Source organism: Microbulbifer sp. YPW16 (assembly GCF_021290385.1).
Classification (GTDB): domain Bacteria; phylum Pseudomonadota; class Gammaproteobacteria; order Pseudomonadales; family Cellvibrionaceae; genus Microbulbifer; species Microbulbifer zhoushanensis.
In genome coordinates this window covers 3,731,700-3,755,112 of record NZ_CP089928.1, presented here as the reverse complement: position 1 = coordinate 3,755,112, position 23,413 = coordinate 3,731,700, and the positions used below count along the sequence as shown (strand labels likewise).

The window sequence follows — 23,413 nt, the reverse complement described above, 5'->3', positions numbered from 1 at the left end:
GCACTACCCTGCCGGCTCAGTCCGGCAGGGCCTCTTCTGCCGCAGGCAGGCTGGCGCCCAGCCAGCGCTGGGACAGGGTACCCGCGGTCATGGCACCGTTCACGTTCAGCGCCGTGCGCGCCATGTCGATCAGCGGCTCCACCGAGATCAGCAGCGCGGCAATGGTTACCGGCAACCCCATGGTGGGCAACACCACCAGCGCGGCAAAGGTCGCGCCGCCACCGACACCGGCGATACCGAACGAGCTGATTACCACCACCGCCACCAGGCTGGCCAGCCACAGAGGATCCAGCACATCGATGCCCATGGGCACCGCCACCATCACCGCCAGCATGGCGGGGTAGATACCCGCGCAACCATTCTGGCCGATGGTCGCCCCGAAGGAGGCAGAGAAGTTGGCAATCGCAGGCGAATTCCCCAGTTCATCAATCTGGGTTTCCACATTCAGCGGAATAGTCGCCGCACTGGAGCGGGAGCTGAAGGCGAACACCAGCACCGGCCACACTTTGGCAAAATAGTGCAGCGGACTAATGCCGTTGGCCAGCAGCAGCAGGCCATGCACCAGGAACATCAGGCCGATGGCCACGAACGAGGCCACCACAAAACTGAGCAGGTTGACGATATCCGCCCAGCTGGAGCTGGCAATCAGTTCCGCCACCAGGGCCATGATGCCGTAGGGTGTGAATGCCATCACCAGGCGCACCAGTTTCATTACCCAGACCTGGGCCACCGCCACGGCAGATTCAATCTTTGCCCCTTGCTCAGGGTTTTCCCGGCGCACTCCCAGGGCCGCCAGCCCCAGCAACACCGCGAAAACCACCACCGCGATCACCGACGTATCGCGGGTACCGGCCAGGTCCGCAAAAATATTCTCGGGAATAAAGGATACCAGGATTTCCGGGACACCCAGTTCACTGACGCGGCCCATGCGCTCGCCCAGCACCTCGGCCCGGGCCGCCTCACGGGAGCCCTCCACCAGCCCTTCGGCGGACAGGCCGAACAACTGCGCCATGGCAACGCCAACCAGCGCCGCCACCGCGGTGGTCCCCAGCAACACCGCCAGCACCGACACACTGATCTTGCCCAGCGACTGGGAATTGCTCACCCGCACCACCGCCGCCAGGATCGAAACCAGCACCAGGGGCATCACCAGGACGTACAGCAGGTTCACATAACCATCGCCCAGCACCGCGATCCAGGGCAGGACCTCGGCCGGCACCGCGCCCCAGTCCCGCGCCAGCTGCAGCAAGCCGCCAAACAGCAGGCCCAGAACCAGGCCGGCGAACACGGCCGGCGCCAGGCTGTCGTGGCGGCGGTGCCAGAGATGCAGCGGCCACAACAGGACGAAAAACAGCGCGAGGAACAGAAAAGAAGTCAGGTGCATTGCCACCCCGGTAACATCAGCCAATGGAAATCGCGCGGGATGCTAACAACCCGGACGCACCAACATATAGTTACTTTCGTTATAGCCTTAGAAGCAGATCACCTTGGATTGCGCAGGGCGAGGCTTCAGTGCGAGTGCTGTATTACCGGAACCGGGATCAATGCGCGTTATCGTCCGCGGCCAGGTTGTCAACGGCCCGGCCCAGGTCCGCCTCTGTCTGCGGGCCCACCAGGGTAGTCACCCAGCGGCCATCGCTGCCGATCACCAGGGTGCTGGGCAATACCGACGGGCGCTGCTGGCCCCACGTAGCTGCCGGGTCCGTCGCCAGCACCGGGAACTCGATGCCGAGCTTGCCGGCCTGTTCGCGGGCTTGTTCCGCCGGCGGTGCATCGTAATTGACCCCCAGCACCAGGACATTGTCATGGGCGCGGTCGAAACGGTTGAGTTCGGGGATTTCCTCGCGGCAGGGAGCGCACCACTCGGCCCAGTAATTCACCAGCAGCACCTTGCCGCCGGTATCGACAGATTCACCATCGATAGTGGCCAGAGCCTGTTCCCGGTCGTCGCGGTCACACCCGCTTATTGCGGCGGCCAAAAAAAGACAGGCTGCCCATGGCTTCACTGCTGCCGGCTTCCTCTTTACCCGTTTTACCGGCTTTGCCGGCCGCGGACTTACTGCTTTCAGTCGCACTCTTGTCACTCCCGCGCTTGCTCCTGGTTTTTCTGTTTCTCGTAGTGGTGCCGCCGCTTTTGCCACGCGACCCGCCCGCCCCGCCGGACTTGTCGGCGTCGCTGTCGCCGCTGGTACCACGAAACAGCTCGGCGACACTCATCGCCAGCTGTTCACCGGTAAATTCCCGCACGGCGCTGAAACGCTTTTCCACTTCGCCGAACCACGGCTGGTCCTGCAAGGCCGCATGGCTGGCCGAAGTCAGCGGGGCCGGGTTCATCCAGCCGGCCAGCTGCATCAGGGAAATGGAATCCAGGTCGCGCTGCAGGACAAAGTCATTGCGATCGTTCTGGGTAAATACCTTGTGGCGTTGCAGTACCTCGCGAATCCGTCGCCACTGCGCCGGCTTGATACCCGCACGGGAAATATCCTGGTCCCGCAGGGGCAGACCGTGCTGGTACTTGCGGAAGGCTTCCCACAGCAACACCAGGGTCGCCATCACGTCAGAATATTTCCTGCCCTGTGCCGCCGCATCGTATGCCGAGAGCATCCGCACGAGCACACACCCGGCCAGCACGATCATCCACAGCAGGAAAATCCACATCAGGAACAATGGCACGAAAGCGAAGGCCCCGTAGATGGCCTGTACCGAGCTGCGGGCTACCATGATTCCGAACAGGACTTTGGCCAGTTCAAAGGCGAAGGCAGTGATGACGCCCCCCGCGATGCCGTGGCGCAGCGGCACACGGCAGTTAGGCACGGCAGTGAACAACAGGGTGAATGCGATCGTGGTAAAAAGGAAAGGCAGCAGGCGCAGTACCATGGGCACCAGTCCCAGGGTGCCCTCTTCCGGCAGGAACAATTTTTGCGAAATCAGGTAGGTGGACATAACCAGCCCGGCACCCAGCAGGATGGGACCCAGGCTGAGGATGGCCCAGTAAAGCAGGAAGCTGGATACGCCGCTACGGCCGCGCGGGATATCCCAGATGGCGTTGAAGGTGGCCTCGATATTGCGCAGCATCAGGCCAGCAGTAACCATCAGGATTGCCACACCGGGCCCTGTAAGCCGCTGCGCCTGGGCCGAGAAGCTGCTGATGTATTCCTGGACTTCACGGCCGCTGGCCGGCACCAGGTGCTCGAAGATCTGCTGCTGCAACCGGTTTTCCAGCCCGGCAAAATCCGGGAACAGGGACAGCATGGCGTAGCTCACGGTCACCAGCGGTACAATGGCGAACAGGGTCATGTAAGTGAGCGCCGCCGCATTCTGGCGGCAGTTCTTCTCGTTGAACAGCGTCCACAGGGAAACCAGGAAGCGACGCCAGCGGTGTACCTGTTCGGTCATGGGGATTTCCATTTCTCGCGTTCTGCGGCGAATACCTCCGCGCCGCCAGTGACAGGGATTGTTTGTCAGGGGCTTTTATCAAGCCATAGAATACGCCAAACCATAACAGGATACCCAAGCCATGTGGACGATTTACCACAACCCACGTTGTTCAAAATCTCGCCAGACCCTGCAGTTATTACAGGAAAAGGGCGTCGAACCGGAGGTAGTGCTCTACCTGGAGACCCCGCCGGACGCGGACACCCTGAATGCGCTGCTGCAGAAGCTGGGCATTGGCGCGCGCCAGTTACTGCGTACCGGAGAGGACGCCTATAAGGAACTTGGCCTGAAGGACAAAGAGCTGCCCGATGAAAAACTGGTTAAGGCGATGGTGGAGCATCCCAAGCTGATCCAGCGCCCGATCGTGGTGAAAGGCGACCGCGCTGTGCTGGGCCGTCCGCCGGAAAACGTACTGGAGCTGCTCTGATGGCGCCGGGTTCCGACGACTACATACTGGTACTCTACTACAGCCGCAGTGGCTCTACCGCGCGCATGGCGGCAGAGATCGCCCGCGGCGTGGAATCCGCCGGTGTCCCGGCACGGCTGCGCACAGTTCCGCCGGTTTCACCGGACACCGAGGCCAGCGCGCCCCCAATACCCGATGAGGGCGCGCCCTACTGCCGCCCGGAGGAACTGCGCGACTGCGCCGGGCTGCTGATGGGCAGCCCCACCCGCTTTGGCAACATGGCTGCACCGCTGCGCTATTTCCTCGACCAGACCGGGGATATGTGGCTGGACGGCAGCCTGGCGGGCAAGCCCGCCGGTGTGTTCACCTCCACCGGCAGTATCCACGGCGGCCAGGAGACCACCCTGCTGTCAATGATGCTGCCACTGCTGCACCACGGTATGCTGATAGCCGGTATTCCCTACTCCGAGGCGCGGCTGATGCGTACCACCAGTGGCGGCACGCCCTACGGCGCCTCGCACTGGGCTGGTGGCAGCGAAGGCGCGCAACTGACTGAAGACGAAATTGCACTCTGTCGCGCCCAGGGCGCGCGGGTCGCGGAACTGGTGAACAAGCTGGGAGAGCGCGGCCAATGAGCGAATCCGTCGCCCGCAAACTGAAAATGGGGCAGCGCCTGAACTGGGCCTGCTATATCGGCCTGCTGGTCCTGTTCGCAGTCTGGAACCTGTTCCTGGAAGGGGGCTCACTCGCGCTCTGGATCCTGCAGACGGCCCCCCTGCTACTGGTGCTGCCGGGTATGCTCAAGCAGCGGTACCGCAGCTACCTGTGGCTGTGCTTGATCCTGCTGGTCTACATCTGCGCCAGCATTGTCGACGTAATGATGGCCGGGCGCGGCTGGCAGGATGGCGCCCTGCTGGCACTTAGCCTTACCCTGTTCTTCTCTGCCATGATGACCAGTCGCTGGCAGCGTATGGTGTAATTGGCGCACACCGCCCGGTGCCCGCGTGCGGCCCGCTCTCAAGACAAGGAGACAAGAGGTTTGACCGAATCAACCCACCACAAAGGATTCATCCGCCGGTTCTTCGGTGGCATTGGCGGTGCCATCACCTGGCTGCGCCGGGTGTTCACCAACCTGCTGTTCCTGCTGGTCCTGCTGTTCATCGGCATGGTGATTTTCGGCAAGGAAGAGCAGCTCACCATTCCCCAGGGCGCGGCCCTGCGTGTGGCCCCCACCGGTTTCCTGGTGGATGAGATGTCGCCACCGCGCAGCTTCCCGGGCCTGCTCGGCGGACCGCCGGGACCGGTGGAGACCCGGGTGAAGGACGTGGTGGATGCCATTGATTTCGCCGCCAGGGACAAGCGCATCTCCTCGGTGGTACTGGAGCTGGACTACTTGATGGGCGCCAACCTCAGCAAGCTCGAGGAGATCGGCGCGGCCCTGCAGCGCTTCAAGGCCGCCGACAAGCCCGTCTACGCCATCGGTGACAACTACACCCAGGCGCAGTACTTCCTCGCCAGCCATGCCGACAAGATCTACCTGAACCCCATGGGCTCGGTGCTGCTGACCGGGTTCGGCAGCTACCGCAACTACTTCAAGAGCGCGCTGGACAAGCTCAAGGTAAACTTCCATGTCTTCCGCGTGGGCGACTACAAGGACTTTATCGAGCCCTACACCCGGGACGACATGTCGCCGGCCTCGCGGGACAACAACCAGCGCTGGCTGAACGAGCTGTGGACCGAGTACACCGAGCAGGTAACCGGCCTGCGCAACCTGCCGCCAGAGACCCTTGACGGTTTTATCAATGAACTGCCCCAGCGCCTGTCCGCCAATGACGGCAGCTGGGCCGAGGCCGCGCTGGAACAGCAGCTGGTGGATGAGCTGGCCGGTCGCCGGGTGGCCATCGACGCCCTCCGGAAAGCCATCGGCGAAGGCGAGGATGAGATCGGCTACAAGGGTATCGATGCCAACAAGTACCTGCGCAACCAGAAACTCACCCATATCCCCACACCGACCGCGAACAAGGTGGGCCTGATCGCTGCCACCGGCTCCATTGTCGATGGCGAGGCCCCCGCCGGGCAGATCGGCAGCGCCTCCCTGGGCAAACTGATCCGCCAGGCCCGCGAAAAGGAAGTGAAGGCACTGGTATTGCGGGTCGACAGTGGTGGCGGCTCCGCCTTTGCCTCCGAGGCCATCCGCCAGGAGCTCCTCGCCACCCGCGAAGCCGGTATCCCGGTGGTGCTTTCCATGGGCAGCGTGGCCGCTTCCGGCGGCTACTGGATTGCCACCGGCGCCGACCGCATCTGGGCCGCACCGTCCACTATCACCGGCTCGATCGGCGTATTCGGTGCCTTCCCCACTTTCGAGGAATCCCTCGAGTCACTGGGCATATACAACGACGGCGTGGGCACTACCGAGCTGTCGGGCGCCATGCGACTCGACCGCCCCCTGTCGGAATCCGCCGCCAACATCCTCCAGCAGGGGGTGGAAAACACCTATACCCGCTTCCTGCGCATCGTCGCCGAGGCCCGCGGCTCAACCCCCGAGGAGGTCCACAAGATCGCCCAGGGCCAGGTGTGGACCGGTCGCGCTGCCCAGCAGCTGGGCCTGGTGGATGAGCTGGGCTACCTGGACGACGCCATCGCCTCAGCCGCGCAGTTGGCAGAGCTCGAGGACTATGAGGTACTGGAGATCAAGCGCCAGCTGACACCGGGCCAGCGGCTGATGCAGGCACTCTCGGAGAATATCGACGCCAGCGTGGCGGCGAGCCTCCAGGCCAACCTGCCCCTGGGCGCCTGGCTGAGCAGCCTGCAACCAGCCCTGGAGCCCCTCGCCGAGCTGCGCAACTTCCGCGACCCGCGGGCCCTGTATGCCCGCTGCCTGGCCTGTAGCTCTCCCTGATCCCCATCTTCTGCCGGGGTATGCAGCCCCGGCGGACGCACTGCTCTCCCTGACCGGTCATCCAAAAGGGTGACCCCGGTCGCATCCCCTGCCCCCCACCCTCCAATACGATGGAACCAATTGGTAAAATTGGCGACTTACGACCGGCGCCTGAAAACACACCAATACGCCGGCGCCCCGGGTGCCCCAGCACCAGGCACACCGACGACAAACCATTAGATCAAAATTCAAGCAACGAGGGGCCCATGAAAAAGCTCGCGATAATGACTTCCCTGATCCTGTGCGGCAGCCTTTCCGCTGCCGTATTCGCCGAGCCACCGGAGGGCCGCGGTTGGAAGAAGCACCACAAGCACAAGCACAAACATGAGCACTATGTCCGCAAGGAAGAGTACTGGGACGGCAACTGCAAGGTGGAGCGCAAATGGGAGCGCGACGGCGACTACAAGGAAGAGCGCAAGTGCCGCGGCGACCGTTACTACGACGACCACCACCATGACCGCGTCGCAGTGGCCGTATTGCCGCCTTGGTTCGACCAGCGCGCGCCGGAACCGGAGTACCGCCCGGAATGGCGCCCCGCACCGCAGGCCACCGCGACCCGCTGCAACAGCGATAAAGTGGGCAGCGTACTGGGCGGCATAGTCGGCGGCGTGATCGGTAACCAGATCGGTGACGGCCGCGGCAGGACAGCCGCCACCATCGGCGGCGCCATTGCCGGCGTACTGATCGGCGGCAAGATCGGCGAGCGCATGGACCAGCGCAACCAGGCCTGCGTGGCCCAGGCACTGGAATTCGCTCCCGAGGGCGAACGCATCACCTGGGACAGCCAGCAGGGCAATGAACGCTACGCGGTCACCCCGGGCCCGGTCCACCAGCGCGGCGACAGCTACTGCCGCCCCTTCACCGCCGAGGTGATGGGCTCCGGCGAGCCGGTGGTAACCCAGGGCTCCGCCTGCCGCCGCCCGGACGGCACCTGGGTGCAGTCCCTGTAAATCTCCCCGCTGGGTGGGGCCGGCCACAACCGCCGGCCCCTCCTCAGGAAGGGCCCGGCTGCGGTTCCCCGCACCCTGACCTCCCGCCAAACCACCCGCTCCCCGACACCAACGCGTCCCCGTGCCCGCAGGCCCTACCCGCATAATGCGAACCTGCTCCCACGGCACTCCTGCACCCGCCACCCGGTCATAGCCATCGCCGGCCATTTATGGCTAGATACAATTTATTCGTGGCGAGGGCTGCCCCTGAACACGGCCATAAGCCCGAGTGAAGGGCCCGGGAATAATGACAGGGCCCTCCCTGTATCAAAGAAAAGCTTTTTACACTGAAAGGGATTTTTATGTTCAAGGTATTGGTACTTTTGACCCTGACTTTCATGGTGTCAGCAGTTTCCCACGCAGGCACGCCCACCGATGAGGAGAGTATCAGGAGAGCCGTACTGGACTATATCGAGTCACAGCACAAGGTTCAGCCGGGCCTGGCAAAGAGAGGGCTCGACAGGGACCTGGCCAAGAGAACCTACTGGCTGGACGACAAGGGCAAGGAGTTCATCCTAGAAACGGATTACGAGGACATGCTGGAGCTGGCGGCGGCCTACAACAAGGACGGTGACCGGTTTCCCGAGGAACCGAAAGTCGAAATCGAGATTTTTGATATTGACCAGAGGACGGCCTCAGTAAAGCTCACAGTAGATGAGTGGATCGATTACATGCACCTGTACAAGACCAGAGCCGGCGACTGGAAAATCATCAACGTACTGTGGCAGTTTCACGATACCAGCCGGCAGAAGTCCTAGCCCGACACACTGGCTCTAGCGGTTCGCTATATGCGTAGAACCAATAACTCTATTTTCGGGTTGCGGGGGTCCGCTCTCGGTACGGGAAGCTGGGGGCAAACTTCACTGACACCGGTTGGGCACCCCGAACAACCAGGTTCCAGGCACATGTCCCTCCAAGAAGAGATCATCAGCAAGGAAAAATCTTTACTGAATACTTCCGTACGACGATCTCGCACGAAATTAAGGGAATTGATTTCTGGCGACTTCAGGGAGATCGGCGCCAGCGGTGCCTGCTTTGGGCTCGCAGAGCTTCTCGAGCAACTGCCGCAGGATGCCGATTGGTCTGCACAAACGCAGGACAGGGAGTTTCGTATTCTTGGGGATGGCGTCACACAAACAGTGCACAGGGCTTTTATCAAGAAGGCAGGAAGTGATACCGGGACTTTCTCATACAGAACATCCATATGGAGACTGGAGAACGGATCCTGGAAGATGGTTTACCACCAGGGCACAAAGGTGGCCCCGTTCGAACTCCAGCCCTGACTGGACATTGCATTTGAATAGCTTTTAACCTGTACGAGGCACCTGAATAATCTGCCCCGGTACACGGCGTTTTCAACTTCTCCTGCGGTACCAGAGCGCTCTGGATAGAGGGGTTCGCAAAAGGAGATACCCAATGACCGAACTGATCCTCACCACTTTCGACTGGGTCCCCGATATGCCCAGGGGATACGTGCGTGACATTCGCGTGCGCTGGGCACTGGAAGAAGCCGGCTTGCCATACCGTGTTGAGAGTGTGCCCTTTCGTGCAAGGGATACCGGGCATTTCTCGAACCAGCCTTTCGGGCAGGTGCCCTGGCTGACCATCGGCGAGACCTCAATTTTCGAGAGTGGCGCGATCCTGTTCCATCTGGGAGAGCACAGTGACACGCTAATGCCAACTGAGCCAGGCGCCCGCAGCGAGGTGATTAAATGGCTATTCGCTGCGCTCAACTCGGTTGAGGCGGCCAGCCTGCCGTGGTCAATATTCATTTTTTCCGGTGACAACACTGAAACGCCGGGACGGAAACACCTGGATGGGTTCCTCGATGCGCGGCTCCGGCATATGGAACAGGTGCTGGCAGGGTGCGAATGGCTGGCCGGCACCTTCTCGGTCGCCGATATAGCCATGGCGGATGTACTGCGTCTTGTGGCCAGGTTCGACGGGCTCGCTGGATTCCCTGCCTGCCGTGACTATGTCGCGCGCGCTGTCGACCGGCCCGCGTTTATGAAAGCATATTCGGACCAGATGGCGCATTTCACTGCGGCGGATAAGGATAATCTGTGATTTTCCTTGCCACAGCCTGCACATAGGCGCGACGGCCGGTCACTCGCGGCCAAACACCCGACGCAACTCCTCCTTGGCCTGTTCCAGCACCGCCCGCCTCTCTTCCGGCAGTTTGCTCCCCGCCCGGTTGATATAGAAGGTCAGCATCGACATGGCAGAACGGTAGGGATCGGACTTGCGTCGCTCACTGGCCTCTGCCGAGCGTTTCAGGGAGCGGGCAATCTCGGCCGGGTCATCGAGGGTGAATACACCCTCTTGGAGGTCCAGCGCATCGCTGGTGCGGGTTACCTTGTCCGACCATTTCTCCTTGTCATCGTTTTTTCCCCTGCGCTTACCCGCCATATCACCCTCCACCTGGTCCGGCTGTCGCTATGCACTGAGTTGGTGCAAATAGCGGCATCCAGGCCAAAATGCGCCAATATAAGGCATACCGCTTGATCGTGTGCGGCCGACTTTCACCAAACTGCAGCACCTGATCAGTAAAGATCAGCGACTCTCCAGACACAAAAGCAATCAGGTGCCACAGCGCACCGCGATGGCGCCTGCCGGGCATTTTGTTGGCTCATAATCCCAGACTGGCACTATTTTTGGATTCTATTTACGTACAGGCTGTAACAGAGTGACCCGGATCGACGTGGCAATGGCGCAAGAAAAAACGCACGACAAGCACTGGCTGGTGGTCAGTGACCTGGACGGCACCCTGCTGGACCACTTCACCTATTCCCATGAACCGGTCGACGGGCTGCTGCGCGAGCTGGACCAACGCGAAGTCCCGGTCATCCTCAACAGCAGCAAGACCCGCGACGAGATGATCGAGATCCGGCGGGAGCTGGGCAACCACCACCCGTTTATTGTCGAAAATGGCTCGGCCATCTTTATCCCCGTCGGTTACTTCCCGGAACCCCTGCCCGGGGCCCGCGAAGAGGCCGGCTTCTGGGTGCTGGAACCAGGCAAGCCCCGCCGGGACCTGCTGGATTACCTGGACCGCGATACACGAACGCACGGCTCACCCTACCTGGGCTTTGCCAATGCCACACTGCAGGAGATCGTGGACGCCACCGGCCTGGCGCCGCAGCAGGCTGCGGCGGCACAGACACGTCACTACTCCGAGCCGCTGCTATGGCGCGGCACGGATCGGGAAAAACGGGCTTTCTGTGCCCGTGCCCGCGAAGCCGGGCTCGCCACCCTGGAGGGTGGCCGCTTCCTGCACCTGCTGGGTGACACCGACAAGGGGCGCGCAACCCTGCAGCTGCTCGAATGTTATCGCCGGGCACAACCGGGTGACTATGGGCTGGTGGCGGCCGGGGACAGCCCCAACGACCTGGATATGCTCGCGGTGGCGAATATTGCCGTGATTGTGCGCGGCCCCCACCGCCAGCCACCGGAGCTGGAGGAGACAGCATCCCGGCTGGTACTCACCAGTGAGCAGGAGGGCCCGGCGGGCTGGCACGAGTGCATCGCACCACTGCTCGCTCCAACTGATGAACGGAATAAATAGCACCACCACAGCTTTGACCCAGCGCCAGAAAACGAGAATACCCAGGCCACCAGCATGGCCATCTACCAGCCCCTACAGGAGGCGCCCGTGACCGACTTTTTCCAGAACGGCTCCATTACCACCCTGCACAACCTCTCCAACCGAACGCAGGACGAGATGGAACGGGAACTGATGGAATTCTCCCGCCAGCGTCCCATGTCCCTGCTGCTGCCTTCCCTCTACTCGGAACTGGAAGGCGAGGCCCTGCCGGCCATCCTCGAGCAGCTGAAGCAGGTACCCTACCTGTCCGAGATCGTGATTGGCCTGGACCGTGCCGACGAAGCCCAGTATCGCGACGCACTGCGCCAGTTCAGTGTGCTGCCCCAGCACGTGCGGGTACTGTGGAATGACGGCCCGCGCCTGCGCGAGCTGGACGCCAAGCTGGAGGCCCGCGGCCTGGCGCCCCGGGAGGCGGGCAAGGGGCGCAATGTCTGGTACTGCCTGGGCTATATCCTCGCCTCCAACCGCGGCGAGGCCATCGCCCTGCACGACTGCGATATCGTCACCTACGACAGGCTGCTGCTGGCGCGGCTCTTCTACCCCATCGCCAATCCCAACTTCAACTACGAGTTCTGCAAGGGCTATTACTCGCGCGTGGCGTCGGGAAAGATCAACGGCCGGGTCTGCCGCCTGCTGGTAACGCCGCTGATCCGTACCCTGAAAAAGATCTATGGCCACACCGAGTACCTCGATTATATGGACAGCTTCCGCTATGCCCTGGCCGGCGAGTTCTCATTCCGCCGGGACGTGATCAACGACCTGCGGATTCCCAGTGACTGGGGGCTGGAAATCGGTGTGCTGTCAGAGATGCACCGCAACTATTCCACCAACCGCCTGTGCCAGGTGGATATCGCCCACCGCTACGACCACAAGCACCAGAAGGTTTCCTTTGACGACCAGGAGGCGGGCCTGTCGAAGATGTCCATCGATATATCCAAGTCACTGTTCCGCAAGCTGGCCACCCAGGGCACGGTGTTCTCCACCGAGACTTTTCGCAGTATCAAGGCCACCTACTTCCGCATTGCGCTGGATTTTGTCGAGACCTATCGCAACGATGCCATCATCAACGGGCTCGATTTCGATATCCACCGCGAGGAACAGACTGTGGAGCTGTTTGCGCGCAACCTGATGAAGGCCGGGCAGACCTTCCTGGAAAACCCGATGGAGACCCCCTTTATCCCCAGCTGGAGCCGCATCACCAGCGCCGCACCGGAGTTCCTGCAGGAACTGAAGTCCGCGGTGGAGATGGACTACGAGGAATACGGAACATAACAGGCCGGGAAGCACCGATGAACGCACTGACTGAAGACATGCCCATCCGCGAAGTATTGCAGAAACGACTCTGCGAACACCTGGCGGTCATCTATCCCGACCAGGACGGGGCCACACTGGCGCAGCGACTGATGAGGGTCATGCGCCTGGACGAGGAATGCCAGACACCGATTGCCCACAAGAACCTGTGGGACCAGACGGATATTGTCGTGATTACTTACGGCAATACGATCCAGCGCAAGGGGCAGCATCCGCTGAAAACGCTGCACCACTTTCTCAAGACCCACTTCACCATGCTGATCAACAGCGTGCATATCCTGCCGTTCTTCCCCTACTCCAGTGACGACGGCTTCGCGGTGATCGACTACAAGCAGGTGGAACCGGGCCTGGGGGACTGGAACGATATCCTGCGCATCAGTACCGACTTTCACCTGATGGCCGACCTGGTCATCAACCACTGCTCGGCGGAGCACCAGTGGTTCAAGAATTTCCAGGAAGACATCTCCCCCGGCCGCGAATACTTTTTCTGTGTACACCCGAACGAGAACCTGTCCGGTGTCGTGCGCCCACGCACCACACCGCTGTTGCGGGCAGTGAGTAACGGGGATGAAATGCGCTGTGTCTGGTGTACTTTCGGGCACGACCAGATCGACCTGAATTTTCGCAACCCGGAAGTATTGCTGGAAATGGTTGATGTCATCCGGCTCTACCTGGATATGGGTGTGCGCATTTTCCGGCTGGATGCCGTGGCTTTCCTGTGGAAGAAAATCGGCACCAGCTGTATCAACCTGGAGGAGACCCATGAGATCGTGCGGCTCCTGCGAACCCTGATCGAACACGCGGACCCGAATGCGGTCATCATCACCGAAACCAATATTCCCAACCGCGAGAACCTGTCCTATTTCGGCAATGCCAACGAGGCGCACTGCATCTACAACTTCTCCCTGCCGCCATTGCTGGTCAATACCCTGGTATCAGGCAACAACCATCACCTGAAGAACTGGCTGATGAGTATGCCGCCGGCACAGAATGGCACCACCTACCTGAACTTCATCGCCTCACACGACGGCATTGGCCTGCGACCGGTAGAGGGGCTGCTGAGCGAGGAAGAGCAGGAGGTTCTGATCCAGACCATGGAGAACTTCGGCGGCAAGATTTCCTGGCGTGCACTGGATGACGGTAACCGCAAGCCCTACGAGATCAACATCTCGCTGTTCGACGCCATGCGCGGCACCACCGCCGGTGAGGATGGCCTGCAGCTGGAGCGTTTCGTCTGTGCCCACGCCATCATGCTGGCCCTGGAGGGAATCCCGGCCTTTTACCTGCACAGCCTGGTGGGCAGCACCAACGACTACCAGCGCGTCGAGGAGCATGGCCACAACCGCGCCATCAACCGGCGGCAGTGGCGGGAAGAAGACCTGAACCGGGAACTTGCGGATCCGGAATCCAAGCACCACCAGGTCTTCAACCACCTGCGCCGGCTGATCAAAATCCGACGCGACCAGCCGGCGTTCCACCCCAATGCCACCCAGTTCACCCTGCACCTGGGGGAGCAGCTCTTCGCCTTCTGGCGCCAGAGCATGGACCGCCGCCAGAGCATTTTCTGTATCAACAATATTTCCGACACCGAGCAGACCATTAACCTGTCGAGCATCAACCTGATCGGCACCGATGCCTGGAAAGACCTGATCAGTGACCAGGTGTTTGACGATATGCTGGATACGGTGACCCTGGCGCCCTACCAGACGCTATGGATTACCAACCGCTGGTAACAAGGGGGACGCAACCCCAGGGGCCTTAGCTGCCGCTAGCGCACGGTATCGGCAGATACCCGCAGGCGGCGCAGGGAACCGTTCAGGGCAGCCAGGGCGAAGGCGACAAAACTGAGGATGCCCGCCCACAGCAGCGTGGTCAGTGGCGCCGCATACTCGCTCAGGGTTCCCGCGCCCAGGGCGCCCAGGGCGGCGCTGCCGAACAGGGCCAGCTGGTAGATGGAAATAATCCGGCTGCGCACCTCGGCCGGTGCCAGCAGCTGTACAATGGCCCGCCCCAGGGCGGCCGAGGCGGCCGCCACCGCGCCCCAGCAGAGACATAACAACAGCAGGCCGATGGCCGTGGGGCCAATGCTGATCCCCACGAGCAACACCGCGCTGTAGAGCAGGCACATCAGGATGCCCCGCCCCGGCGCATCACCCTGTCCCCGCCGCAACATCACGATGGTCGCCAGCACCGTGCCGGCCACAAACGCCAGCTGCAGGGTGGCGTAATAGCTGGCACCGCGACCGTAGTCAGCCGCCAGCAGGGGCAGTACCACCAGGAACACACCGATATGGACAAAGCCATTGAAGGCCACCAGTGCGATCAGTTCGCGCAGGGCCGGGCTGCGCCACGCCTCCTCAACGCCCTCGCGGATCAGTGCCAGTGGCAGCACCCGCTCGAAGGGCCGCGCCGAGGTGCGAAAACGCAGGGAATACAGCAGCGCAGCGGCCACCAGCAGCACCCCGATCTGCAGGGACAGCAGGGGGACGACGCCCCACTGGTCAAAACGGCTGGCGAACAGCATTCCCACCGCCTGGCCGCCATACTGGGCCAGCATCATCCAGGTTACCGTGGCCTGCACCCGGTCGTGGGAAACCGGCGCGGTGTCATTGTGGGCGCTGCGCTGCACCAGGTTATCCCGCGCCGGTTGCAGGAAAGCCGTGCACACCCCCAGGCCCACACCGTAGAGCAACAGCACCGCCAGGTCTGGCAGTCGCAGGCTGAAATACCACAGCAGGGCGCCGTGGCAGGCCGCCAGCCCCAGGCAGGCGATGGCCGCCACCGAGGCCGCATCGCGGCGATCCGCCAGTACTCCGCCCAGCAGCAGGAACAGCAGGTTGGGCAGCAGCACCGAGGCCTGTACCCAGCCCAGGTGCAGTGCCGGAAGCTCCACCACCGCCACCGCGATCCAGGGCAACAGGATTACCTGCAGCCCGGTGGCCAGTGACGTACATCCGTACCCTGCCAGGAACGCGTGTAACCTGGCCGGCAAGCTGATCAGCGACATTATTTGAATCCGAACATGGTTTACCTCACCCCTGCCCCGGGGCCGGTCCACGACGCAATCGCGGCCAGAAACCGCGTAACAGGCGGCGCAACTGTACCAGCGCGGCCGGGTCGTCAGCATAGGCGGCCCGCTGGTAGGCCGTGGTGATACTCCGCGCCATAGGGCCCAGGTGCGGTAACTCCCGCCCTACCCGGGCGGCGAAGTCCGCCGGTGCCTCCCCCGGGCGGCGCTCCACACCGTAGCGGGCCAGCCGGCGACAGAATCGCCGGTAGAGCCGGGCCGCCGGCGGTGCCCTGCGACCTCGCCCACTGAACCACAACCAGGCCCAGATACCCAGCAGCGCCCCCACCGCGGGCAGCGCCACCAGCAGTGCCAGGCGCGCACTGGTAACCTGGCCCAGCAGCTCGCGCAGCAGGTCCTGCTGGCGCTGGCTGTCAAAGCCCACCACCGTGCGGTACCAGCGGTAATTGATCATATCCCACTGCAACTGCAACCGCTTCAGGACCGGGAAGCGGTGTAAGGGCACCAGCGCATCGCGCATAAACTCATCCGCCGCGGCTGTCTGCAGGCCATTGCGTACCCGCTCCGGCGCCACTGCAGCAGTGGGATCCACCCGCTGCCAGCCGCGCTCACCGGTCCAGATCTCGGCCCAGGCATGGGCGTCGTACTGGCGCACCAGCAGGTACTCTTCCCCCTCGACCCACTCACCGCCCTGGTAGCCGGCCACTACACGCGCCGGAATGCCCGCGGCGCGCATCATGAACACGTAGCTGCCGGCAAAGTGCTCACAGAAGCCCCGCTGGGTATCGTAGAGGAATCCATCGACGGTATCCGCACCCAGTGAAGGTGGCGCGAGGGTATAGGTAAATTGCTGATTGAAGAACGACAGCACCGCGTCGGAGGTTTCGCTGGGTGACAGTCCCTGCGCCCGCAGGCGAGCGGCCCACTCCCGGGCACGGGGATTTCCGCCGTCCGGCAGCTGCAGGTTGCGCCGCCGGTCAAAATCACCCATTGGCGTCACTTCATTGATGCTGTCACGTGGCCAGGAACGCACCTCGTAGGCAAGGCGACTGAACACCGGCTCCGACCGCACCAGGCGATCGTCGCGGGTCTCCCCCACCCCGTCGGTAGCGGAGTGCGGGCGCGCCATGGCGAACAACCACTGGCTGCGGGTGGGTTCCTGGATCACCTGGTAGCGGTAACGGGGACCGACCTCGGGTAATGCCACCTCATTATCGCGCCAGAACACCTGGCCGCCCTCGCGGGGGTCCACACCAAAGCCCTGGCTCCAGCGACGTCCATCGAAATCGGCATACACCAGGCCGCGCCAGTAGCGCTGTTCCGGTGGCGGCACCGGCCCGTCAAAGGTAATCCGCAGCGCCGGCTTGTCGGATTTGGACAGGTTGGCGAAGTCCCCCGGCGACATACTGTCCGAAACCCCGGTGGTGGCGGAGGCATCCTCCTGCGGCACCGCCCACAGCGGCCCCAGGCGCGGCATGACCAGGAACAACAGCAGCATCAGGGGTACTGACTGCGCCAGCAGGCGCGCAGACAACCCGAGCGCACGCCGCGGCCTCGCACTGCCCGCCCCCGCCTGCGCCACCAGCGCGGCGGTGACCACCAGGACCGCCAGCACCCCGTATATGGCGTGAGGAATTCCCTGGTCGAAAATAAACAGGGTCGCGGCGACAAAATACGCCAGCAACAGGCTGAGGAACGCATCCCGCCGGGTTACCAGTTCCAGGTTCTTGAGGGTAAACGATACGGCCAGCAGCGCCACCATGGGCTCCAGCGCAAACCAATGCCCGTAGGACAACACCAGGCCGCCGACCACCAAGGCAACTGCCACCAGCTTGATCATTCTGCCCGGCAGCTCTCGGCGCCCGCGGGAAACCTCGGCCCGCCACCAGGCCGCCAGTACCCAGCCAGCGACAATCCACAGTGGCAGGCGCGCGAAGTGCGGCAACAGGACGGCGAACTGTGCCGCAAATATCCACAACAGGCTTTCGCGCGGTAGTCGTCCGGAATAAGCCATCAGACCCCCTGCACCGGAAAGCGCGCCAATGCCGCCAGCAGCTGCCGACGGTGGACATCGCCGCCACCGGGCTCTATCACACGGCCGGGCAGTCGCAGGCCATAAGCCAGCTGCTGGCGGTCTGCCTCCAGCACCCAGTGACACAGGTTACTCAGCCGGGTCTCCACATCCCGGCCCCCGAGCAGGTCCCAGTCCAGCCACAGGCGGCTGTCCACACCGGTCTCATGATCCTTGCTGTGCAGGTCGCGGCCTGCAGCAAACTGCTTCCAGGCCACCTGGCGCAACGAGTGGCCGGGCTGGTAGGGACGCAACCCGGAAAAATCATCGCCACCGCGGCGCTTCTGCTCCGCCTCCCCTTCTGCCAGTGACTCACCCAGCGGCAGGGGGCCGGCCGGTTTCGGCTGGGGGTAGACCAGGAACTCAACATCCAGGTCGACCCAGCTCCAGCAACGGAACAGTCCCAGCGGGAAACGGCTCTCGATTAGCAGGCGGGGTGCGCGCACCAGGCCGCGACGCACCACCGGCAGGGTGATCTCCACCTCGGTTTCCTGCCCCGCTTCCAGTTGCAGGGTTACCGGCTCGGACTCCCGCCAGCCGATGGAAATATGCTCTCCCGGGCGCTGTTTGCCCCGTGCCGCCGCCAGTCGTGCGGTGGCAAAGTCCCCGGCATACGCGGTGCCGGTATCCAGCAGGCGAATCTCCAGGCCGGCCAGGTTGGCAAAGGTATGCAGCGGCAGCACTGCGAACAGGCTGGCGAGCAGGAATGCGAGGGCGAACACCAGGTTGTTCTCGTAGTTGGTGGCCAGCAGCCACAACAGGACGATTACCAGCAGGAACGCCAGCCCGGCGCGGGTGGGCAGGATAAACAGCCGTCGGTGGTCCAGCACTACCTGCGAGGCTGGCGGCGCACGCCGGTCCAGCCAGTCGGACATCAGCAGGCGCCAGCGCCTGCGCCAGGAACCGGTCGTATCGCCCTGCGCGTTGGGGGGAATTGCCATGCCGGTCAGGCCGCGATGACGTCGACCTGGCGAATCAGGCGCTCCACCAGTTGCGCGCCGTCACCACTTTCACTTTGCAGGCGGTGTCCCGCCACTGCCGGCAGCACTGCCTGGATATCCTCAGGCACCACATGCCCACGGGCGTGAATCAGCGCCCAGGCCCGCGCCGCATGCAATAGCGCCAGCGCCCCGCGCGGCGACAGTCCCACCGGGCACTCCTGGCTCTGGCGCGTGTGCAGTACCAGCCGCTCGAGATAATCGAGCAGGCTGGCCGAGGCTTTAACCTGCCCCACCAGTGCCTGCAGCTTCGCCAGCCCGGCCCGGTCCAGCCGCGGCCGCAGCTGCCGCAGCTGCTCGCGGGGATCCACGCCCTGGAACAGGGCCCGTTCCGCCTCGCGGGTCGGGTAGCCCAGGCTGATACGCATCAGGAAACGATCCAGCTGGGACTCCGGCAGGCTAAAAGTACCGGACTGGTGCATGGGGTTCTGGGTGGCGATGACGAAGAACGGCTGTGGCAATGGGCGGGTCTCGCCATCGACACTCACCTGGCGCTCCTCCATGGCCTCCAGCAGGGCGCTCTGGGTCTTGGGCGAGGCGCGGTTGATTTCGTCGGCCAGCAACAGCTGGCTGAATACCGGCCCCTCGTGGAAACGGAAACTGCCGCTGTCGCGCTCAAAGATCGAAACCCCGACAATATCCGCCGGCAGCATGTCGCTGGTGAACTGCACCCGCTTGTAGGACAGGCCCAGTGCCTGCGCCAGGGCATGGGCCAGGGTGGTTTTGCCCATGCCGGGCAGGTCCTCGATCAACAGGTGCCCGCGGGAGAGCAGGCAGGCCAGGGCCAGTTTTACCTGGTGGTCCTTGCCCAGTAACACCTTGCCGATATCGGCGACGACTGCGGAAATGATTTTTTGCACGGCTAATCCATTACAGCTCGGTTTTTCTACATGTGGCGGGCATCCCCGCCGATCCCGCCAGCCGCTTTACAGCGCGGGGCACAGGACTTTCGATGGCAACAACCTGTAATGATAGGTTGATGCCTGCGCGACTCTGCGCGACAACGCACAAATGGCGCCGCCGCCCTCTTGGGGCAGTGCCAGTTACGCCAGCGTCGCCAGGCCGCGGGCCAGGTCGCGCTGCAAGTCGTCGACATTCTCCAGACCCACCGAGACCCGGATCAGGTTCTCGGTAATCCCGGCGCGGGCCTTGTCCTCTTCACTGAGACGGCCATGGGTGGTGGTGGCCGGGTGCACGATGGTGCTCTTGGCATCACCGAGGTTGGCGGTAACAGAAAAGATCCGGCAGGCGTCGATCACCTTCCAGGCCTCTTCCCGACCACCGCGCACGCGGAAGCTCAGCACACCGCCGAAGGCGCGCTGCTGGCTGGCTGCCAGCAGGTGACCCGGGTGCTTGGGCAGGCCGGTGTAATTTACCTTCTCAACCGCATCCTGCTCGTCCAGCCACCAGGCCAGCGCCAGCGCGTTGTTGGAATGCGCCTGCATGCGCAGACCCAGCGTTTCCAGGCCCTTCAGGAATACCCAGGCATTGAATGGACTCATGCTGGGGCCGGCGGTGCGCAGGAAGATCACCAGTTCGTCCATGACTTCCTTGCTGCCCACGGCGACGCCGCCGACGCAGCGGCCCTGCCCATCCAGGTACTTGGTGGCGGAATGCACCACGATGTCCGCACCCAGCTCCAGCGGGCGCTGCAGTGCCGGGGTACAGAAACAGTTATCCACCACCAGCTGGGCGCCGGCGCTGTGGGCCAGCTCCGCCAGCTCGCGGATGTCCGCCACCTCGCACAGGGGGTTGGACGGCGTCTCCATAAACAACAGCTTCGTATCGCCGTCCAGCGCCTCGCGCCAGGCCTGCATATCGGTGAGATCGACAAATGCCACGCGCACGCCAAATTTTTGCATGTAGCGGGTAAACAGTGCCGTGGTGGTGCCGAATACGCTGCGCGAGCAGATCACCTTGTCACCGCTTTTCAGCAGTGCCATACACAGGCTCAGGATCGCCGCCATGCCACTGGAAGTGGCCACCGCGGCTTCGCCGCCCTCTAGCGCGGCGATACGTTCCTCGAACATACGCACGGTGGGATTGGTATAGCGCGAATAGACGTTGCCGGGGGATTCACCGGAAAAACGCGCGGCGGCCTCGGCCGCAGAGGGAAAAACATAACTGGAGGTGAGGAACATGGCCTCGGAGTGCTCGCCCTCCGGTGAGCGCACCTGCCCGGCGCGAACCGCCAGGGTCTCCAGGGAGTAATCGTCGTCTTCGAACATAAACCGTCCCGGGTACCGATGAGTCGTGAACAGTCAATGATGAACGATGGCGGCAGAATAATAAACTGCCAATCCCCGGTAAGGGCGGCTTGGGCACGAGGAAGGCGGAAGAGACTGGCCCGGACTGCGCCGGGCCAGGGGAGGAGGAGATACGAAGCTGGCAATTGCCCCGGTGTTTTCGCGGCCAGCGGCCGCTCCTTCCAGGTTCCGGCTGCAAGCAGCCGGTTCAGAGTGCGCTCTGGTTGCCCTTCTCGTTCTTCGCCTCGTCGTTGCGGGAAGCGTGCAGCTGCTCCAGGTAATCATCGTCGACATCGCCGGTGATGTAGTCGCCGTTGAACACCGAGCAATCGAACTCGTCGATCTTGTCGTTGCCCTCGGCCGAACACTCCACCAGGTCCTCCAGGTCCTGGTAGATCAGCCAGTCAGCACCGATCTCCTCGCAGATTTCCTCAGTGGTGCGACCGTGGGCCACCAGCTCCTGGGCGGAGGGCATATCGATGCCGTAGACATTCGGGTACTTCACTGCCGGCGCGGCGGAGGCGAAGTAAACCTTGGCGGCGCCCGCCTCACGGGCCATCTGGATAATCTGCTTGCAGGTGGTGCCGCGCACGATGGAGTCGTCCACCAACAACACATTCTTGCCGCGAAATTCCAGCTCGATGGCATTGAGCTTCTGGCGTACGGATTTTTTACGCTGCTTCTGGCCCGGCATGATGAACGTGCGACCGATATAGCGGTTCTTCACCATCCCCTCGCGGAATTTCACCCCCAGGTTATGGGCGACAGTCTGCCCGGCGGTACGGGCGGAGTCCGGAATCGGGATCACCACGTCGATATCGTGGTCGGGGCGCTCGCGCAGGATCTTCTCAGCCAGGTGTTCACCCTGGCGCAGGCGCGCCTTGTGTACGGACACACCATCCATGATGGAATCGGGACGGGCAAAGTACACGTGCTCGAAGATACAGGGATTGAGCGAGGTGTTGTCGGCACAGATCTCCGAGTGCACGGTGCCGTCCAGCTCGATGTAAATGGCCTCTCCCGGTGCCACATCCCGCACCAGGGTGTAGCCGCCCACGTCGAGCGCCACGGATTCGGAGGCCACCATGTACTCGGTGCCCTTGTCGGTCTCGCGCTTGCCGTACACCAGCGGGCGGATACCGTGCGGGTCGCGGAATGCGACGATGCCGTAGCCGACGATCATCGCCACACAGGCGTAGCCGCCACGGACGCGCTTGTTGACCGCGCGCATGGCCGTGAAGATGTCCTCCGCCTTGGGCTGCAGCTTGTGCTGCTTGTGCAGCTCGTGGGCGAACACGTTGAGCAGCACTTCGGAATCGGAATCGGTATTGATGTGGCGCAGGTCCTGCAGGTAGATCTCTTCCACCACGTCGCGGACGTTGGTCAGGTTGCCATTGTGGGCCATGGCAATGCCGTAGGGGGAGTTGACGTAGAACGGCTGGGCCAGGGCCGGCCCGGAGCTGCCGGCGGTGGGGTACCGCACATGGCCGATGCCGAAGTTGCCGGTGAGGCGCTGCATATGCCGCGCGCGGAACACATCCCGCACCAGCCCATTGGCCTTCTGCTGGTTCAGGCGGTCCTTGTCACAGGTCATGATGCCGGCTGCGTCCTGGCCGCGATGCTGCAACAGGGTGAGTGCATCGTACAACTGCAGGTTGACGTCACTCTTACCGACGATACCGACAATACCACACATAGTCTTAGCCCTACTGGTCGTCTTGGGGCAGCTGCGCCGCCCGGTTAAAACAATTCTACAAAAAAGTCCTGGATCGCCTCGGCGGCCCGCCGTGCGTGATCCTCAAACTCGAGGAAATGGGGAATCAGCGTCGACTCCTGCCACCAGGTGTCCCCCTCCACCGGAATCAGCGCCGGTGCCAGTATCAGCAGTGCCAGCACGATGATGGTGCCCCGCAGCAGGCCGAAAACCATTCCCAGGGTGCGGTCGGTCCCCGACAGGCCGGTGGCCTCGACAAAAGCCGACAGCGTCATATTCAGGCCGGCACCGGCCAGCAGCGTGAACAGGAACAGGATGGCAAAGGCTGCTATCGCCCGCAGGGAAGGGGTATCTACCATAGAGAGTAGTGGGGCGAGCTCATCGCGGAACATCATGGCGATCACAAAGGCGGCAACCCAGGTGAGCAGGGAGAGGATTTCGCGTACGAATCCCCGGCTGAGACCAATCAGCGTGGAAATGGCCACGATAGCCAGGATGGTCCAGTCAGCCCAATTCATTCAACCTACCTGCCTCGGCAGCTGCCGCGAGAAGCGCGCATTCTAACTTACCGGACCCGGCGCGTGAAGCTGTTCGCAAAAGCATGGATCATTAGGAGCTGCAGCCCAATGTATATGGCATTTGGCAATGGGATTTCACAATGCTGACCGCGTGG

The 23,413-nt window shown here is 62.8% G+C and carries 22 protein-coding genes; 11 read left to right on the top strand and 11 right to left on the bottom strand.

Translation table 11 applies throughout. The features are described 5' to 3' along the window. Positions 1-16: 16 nt before the first annotated feature. From LVE68_RS16240 to LVE68_RS16230, 3 genes are all read right to left on the bottom strand, one after another. Positions 17-1,384 (bottom strand): L-cystine transporter, encoded by a 1,368-nt coding sequence (locus LVE68_RS16240; RefSeq protein WP_232941487.1) that lies wholly within the window; start codon positions 1,382-1,384, stop codon positions 17-19. A gap of 157 nt (positions 1,385-1,541) precedes the next feature. Next, on the bottom strand, positions 1,542-1,979 hold the full coding sequence (locus LVE68_RS16235) for a TlpA family protein disulfide reductase (RefSeq protein WP_232941486.1): 438 nt from the start codon (positions 1,977-1,979) through the stop codon (positions 1,542-1,544). Continuing rightward, the gene (locus LVE68_RS16230; protein ID WP_232941485.1) at positions 1,954-3,396 is read right to left on the bottom strand and encodes a YihY family inner membrane protein; all 1,443 of its coding nucleotides are present in this window, start codon (positions 3,394-3,396) and stop codon (positions 1,954-1,956) included. Before LVE68_RS16230 ends, LVE68_RS16235 begins: the two co-directional genes overlap by 26 nt. Positions 3,397-3,517: 121 nt before the next feature. On the opposite strand from LVE68_RS16230, the gene arsC reads away from it, so the two are divergent. From arsC to LVE68_RS16190, 8 genes are all read left to right on the top strand, one after another. Further along, positions 3,518-3,862, top strand: a complete 345-nt coding sequence (gene arsC / locus LVE68_RS16225; RefSeq protein ID WP_232941484.1) for an arsenate reductase (glutaredoxin) — start codon at positions 3,518-3,520, stop codon at positions 3,860-3,862. Further along, the gene (gene wrbA, locus LVE68_RS16220; RefSeq protein ID WP_232941483.1) at positions 3,862-4,476 is read left to right on the top strand and encodes an NAD(P)H:quinone oxidoreductase; all 615 of its coding nucleotides are present in this window, start codon (positions 3,862-3,864) and stop codon (positions 4,474-4,476) included. Before arsC ends, wrbA begins: the two co-directional genes overlap by 1 nt. After that, a complete protein-coding gene (locus tag LVE68_RS16215; RefSeq protein ID WP_232941482.1) occupies positions 4,473-4,820 on the top strand; it encodes a DUF2069 domain-containing protein in 348 nt (115 codons plus the stop codon). The genes wrbA and LVE68_RS16215 overlap by 4 nt, the downstream gene beginning before the upstream one ends. 60 nt (positions 4,821-4,880) lie before the next feature. After that, positions 4,881-6,740 (top strand): signal peptide peptidase SppA, encoded by a 1,860-nt coding sequence (gene sppA / locus LVE68_RS16210; protein WP_232941481.1) that lies wholly within the window; start codon positions 4,881-4,883, stop codon positions 6,738-6,740. Positions 6,741-6,985: 245 nt separating this feature from the next. Then, positions 6,986-7,729, top strand: a complete 744-nt coding sequence (locus LVE68_RS16205; RefSeq protein ID WP_232941480.1) for a glycine zipper 2TM domain-containing protein — start codon at positions 6,986-6,988, stop codon at positions 7,727-7,729. 341 nt (positions 7,730-8,070) lie between these two features. Then, entirely contained in the window at positions 8,071-8,526 is a 456-nt protein-coding gene (locus tag LVE68_RS16200; RefSeq protein ID WP_232941479.1) for a nuclear transport factor 2 family protein, read from the top strand. Between the two features lie 147 nt (positions 8,527-8,673). Further along, positions 8,674-9,051, top strand: coding sequence for a nuclear transport factor 2 family protein (locus LVE68_RS16195; RefSeq protein WP_232941478.1), 378 nt, complete (start codon positions 8,674-8,676; stop codon positions 9,049-9,051). A 133-nt stretch (positions 9,052-9,184) separates the two neighbouring features. Continuing rightward, positions 9,185-9,835 (top strand): glutathione S-transferase family protein, encoded by a 651-nt coding sequence (locus tag LVE68_RS16190; RefSeq protein WP_232941477.1) that lies wholly within the window; start codon positions 9,185-9,187, stop codon positions 9,833-9,835. 39 nt (positions 9,836-9,874) lie between these two features. Here LVE68_RS16190 and LVE68_RS16185 read toward each other — a convergent pair whose 3' ends face one another. Then, positions 9,875-10,177, bottom strand: a complete 303-nt coding sequence (locus LVE68_RS16185) for a DUF3175 domain-containing protein (RefSeq protein ID WP_232941476.1) — start codon at positions 10,175-10,177, stop codon at positions 9,875-9,877. A gap of 298 nt (positions 10,178-10,475) precedes the next feature. On the opposite strand from LVE68_RS16185, the gene LVE68_RS16180 reads away from it, so the two are divergent. The 3 genes from LVE68_RS16180 to LVE68_RS16170 all read left to right on the top strand — a co-directional run bounded on the left by LVE68_RS16180 (position 10,476) and on the right by LVE68_RS16170 (position 14,416). Beyond that, complete coding sequence (locus LVE68_RS16180) at positions 10,476-11,333, top strand: HAD-IIB family hydrolase (protein ID WP_232941475.1); 858 nt, start codon at positions 10,476-10,478, stop codon at positions 11,331-11,333. 87 nt (positions 11,334-11,420) lie between these two features. Next, positions 11,421-12,644, top strand: coding sequence for a glycosyl transferase (locus LVE68_RS16175; protein WP_232941474.1), 1,224 nt, complete (start codon positions 11,421-11,423; stop codon positions 12,642-12,644). A 17-nt stretch (positions 12,645-12,661) separates the two neighbouring features. Further along, positions 12,662-14,416, top strand: a complete 1,755-nt coding sequence (locus LVE68_RS16170; RefSeq protein WP_232941473.1) for a sugar phosphorylase — start codon at positions 12,662-12,664, stop codon at positions 14,414-14,416. 35 nt (positions 14,417-14,451) lie between these two features. Here the strand turns inward: LVE68_RS16170 and LVE68_RS16165 are convergent, their stop codons facing one another. The 7 genes from LVE68_RS16165 to LVE68_RS16135 all read right to left on the bottom strand — a co-directional run bounded on the left by LVE68_RS16165 (position 14,452) and on the right by LVE68_RS16135 (position 23,258). Continuing rightward, positions 14,452-15,690 (bottom strand): MFS transporter, encoded by a 1,239-nt coding sequence (locus tag LVE68_RS16165; RefSeq protein ID WP_232941472.1) that lies wholly within the window; start codon positions 15,688-15,690, stop codon positions 14,452-14,454. Between the two features lie 25 nt (positions 15,691-15,715). Continuing rightward, complete coding sequence (locus LVE68_RS16160) at positions 15,716-17,725, bottom strand: transglutaminase TgpA family protein (protein WP_232941471.1); 2,010 nt, start codon at positions 17,723-17,725, stop codon at positions 15,716-15,718. Continuing rightward, a complete protein-coding gene (locus LVE68_RS16155) occupies positions 17,725-18,723 on the bottom strand; it encodes a DUF58 domain-containing protein (RefSeq protein WP_232941470.1) in 999 nt (332 codons plus the stop codon). Before LVE68_RS16155 ends, LVE68_RS16160 begins: the two co-directional genes overlap by 1 nt. A gap of 5 nt (positions 18,724-18,728) precedes the next feature. After that, the gene (locus tag LVE68_RS16150; RefSeq protein WP_232941469.1) at positions 18,729-19,640 is read right to left on the bottom strand and encodes an AAA family ATPase; all 912 of its coding nucleotides are present in this window, start codon (positions 19,638-19,640) and stop codon (positions 18,729-18,731) included. 183 nt (positions 19,641-19,823) lie between these two features. Beyond that, entirely contained in the window at positions 19,824-21,008 is a 1,185-nt protein-coding gene (locus LVE68_RS16145; protein ID WP_232941468.1) for an O-succinylhomoserine sulfhydrylase, read from the bottom strand. 226 nt (positions 21,009-21,234) lie between these two features. Further along, positions 21,235-22,722, bottom strand: a complete 1,488-nt coding sequence (gene purF / locus LVE68_RS16140) for an amidophosphoribosyltransferase (RefSeq protein WP_232941467.1) — start codon at positions 22,720-22,722, stop codon at positions 21,235-21,237. Positions 22,723-22,766: 44 nt separating this feature from the next. After that, positions 22,767-23,258: a CvpA family protein gene (locus LVE68_RS16135; RefSeq protein WP_232941466.1), complete on the bottom strand. Its 492-nt coding sequence runs from the start codon at positions 23,256-23,258 to the stop codon at positions 22,767-22,769. Positions 23,259-23,413 lie beyond the last annotated feature (155 nt).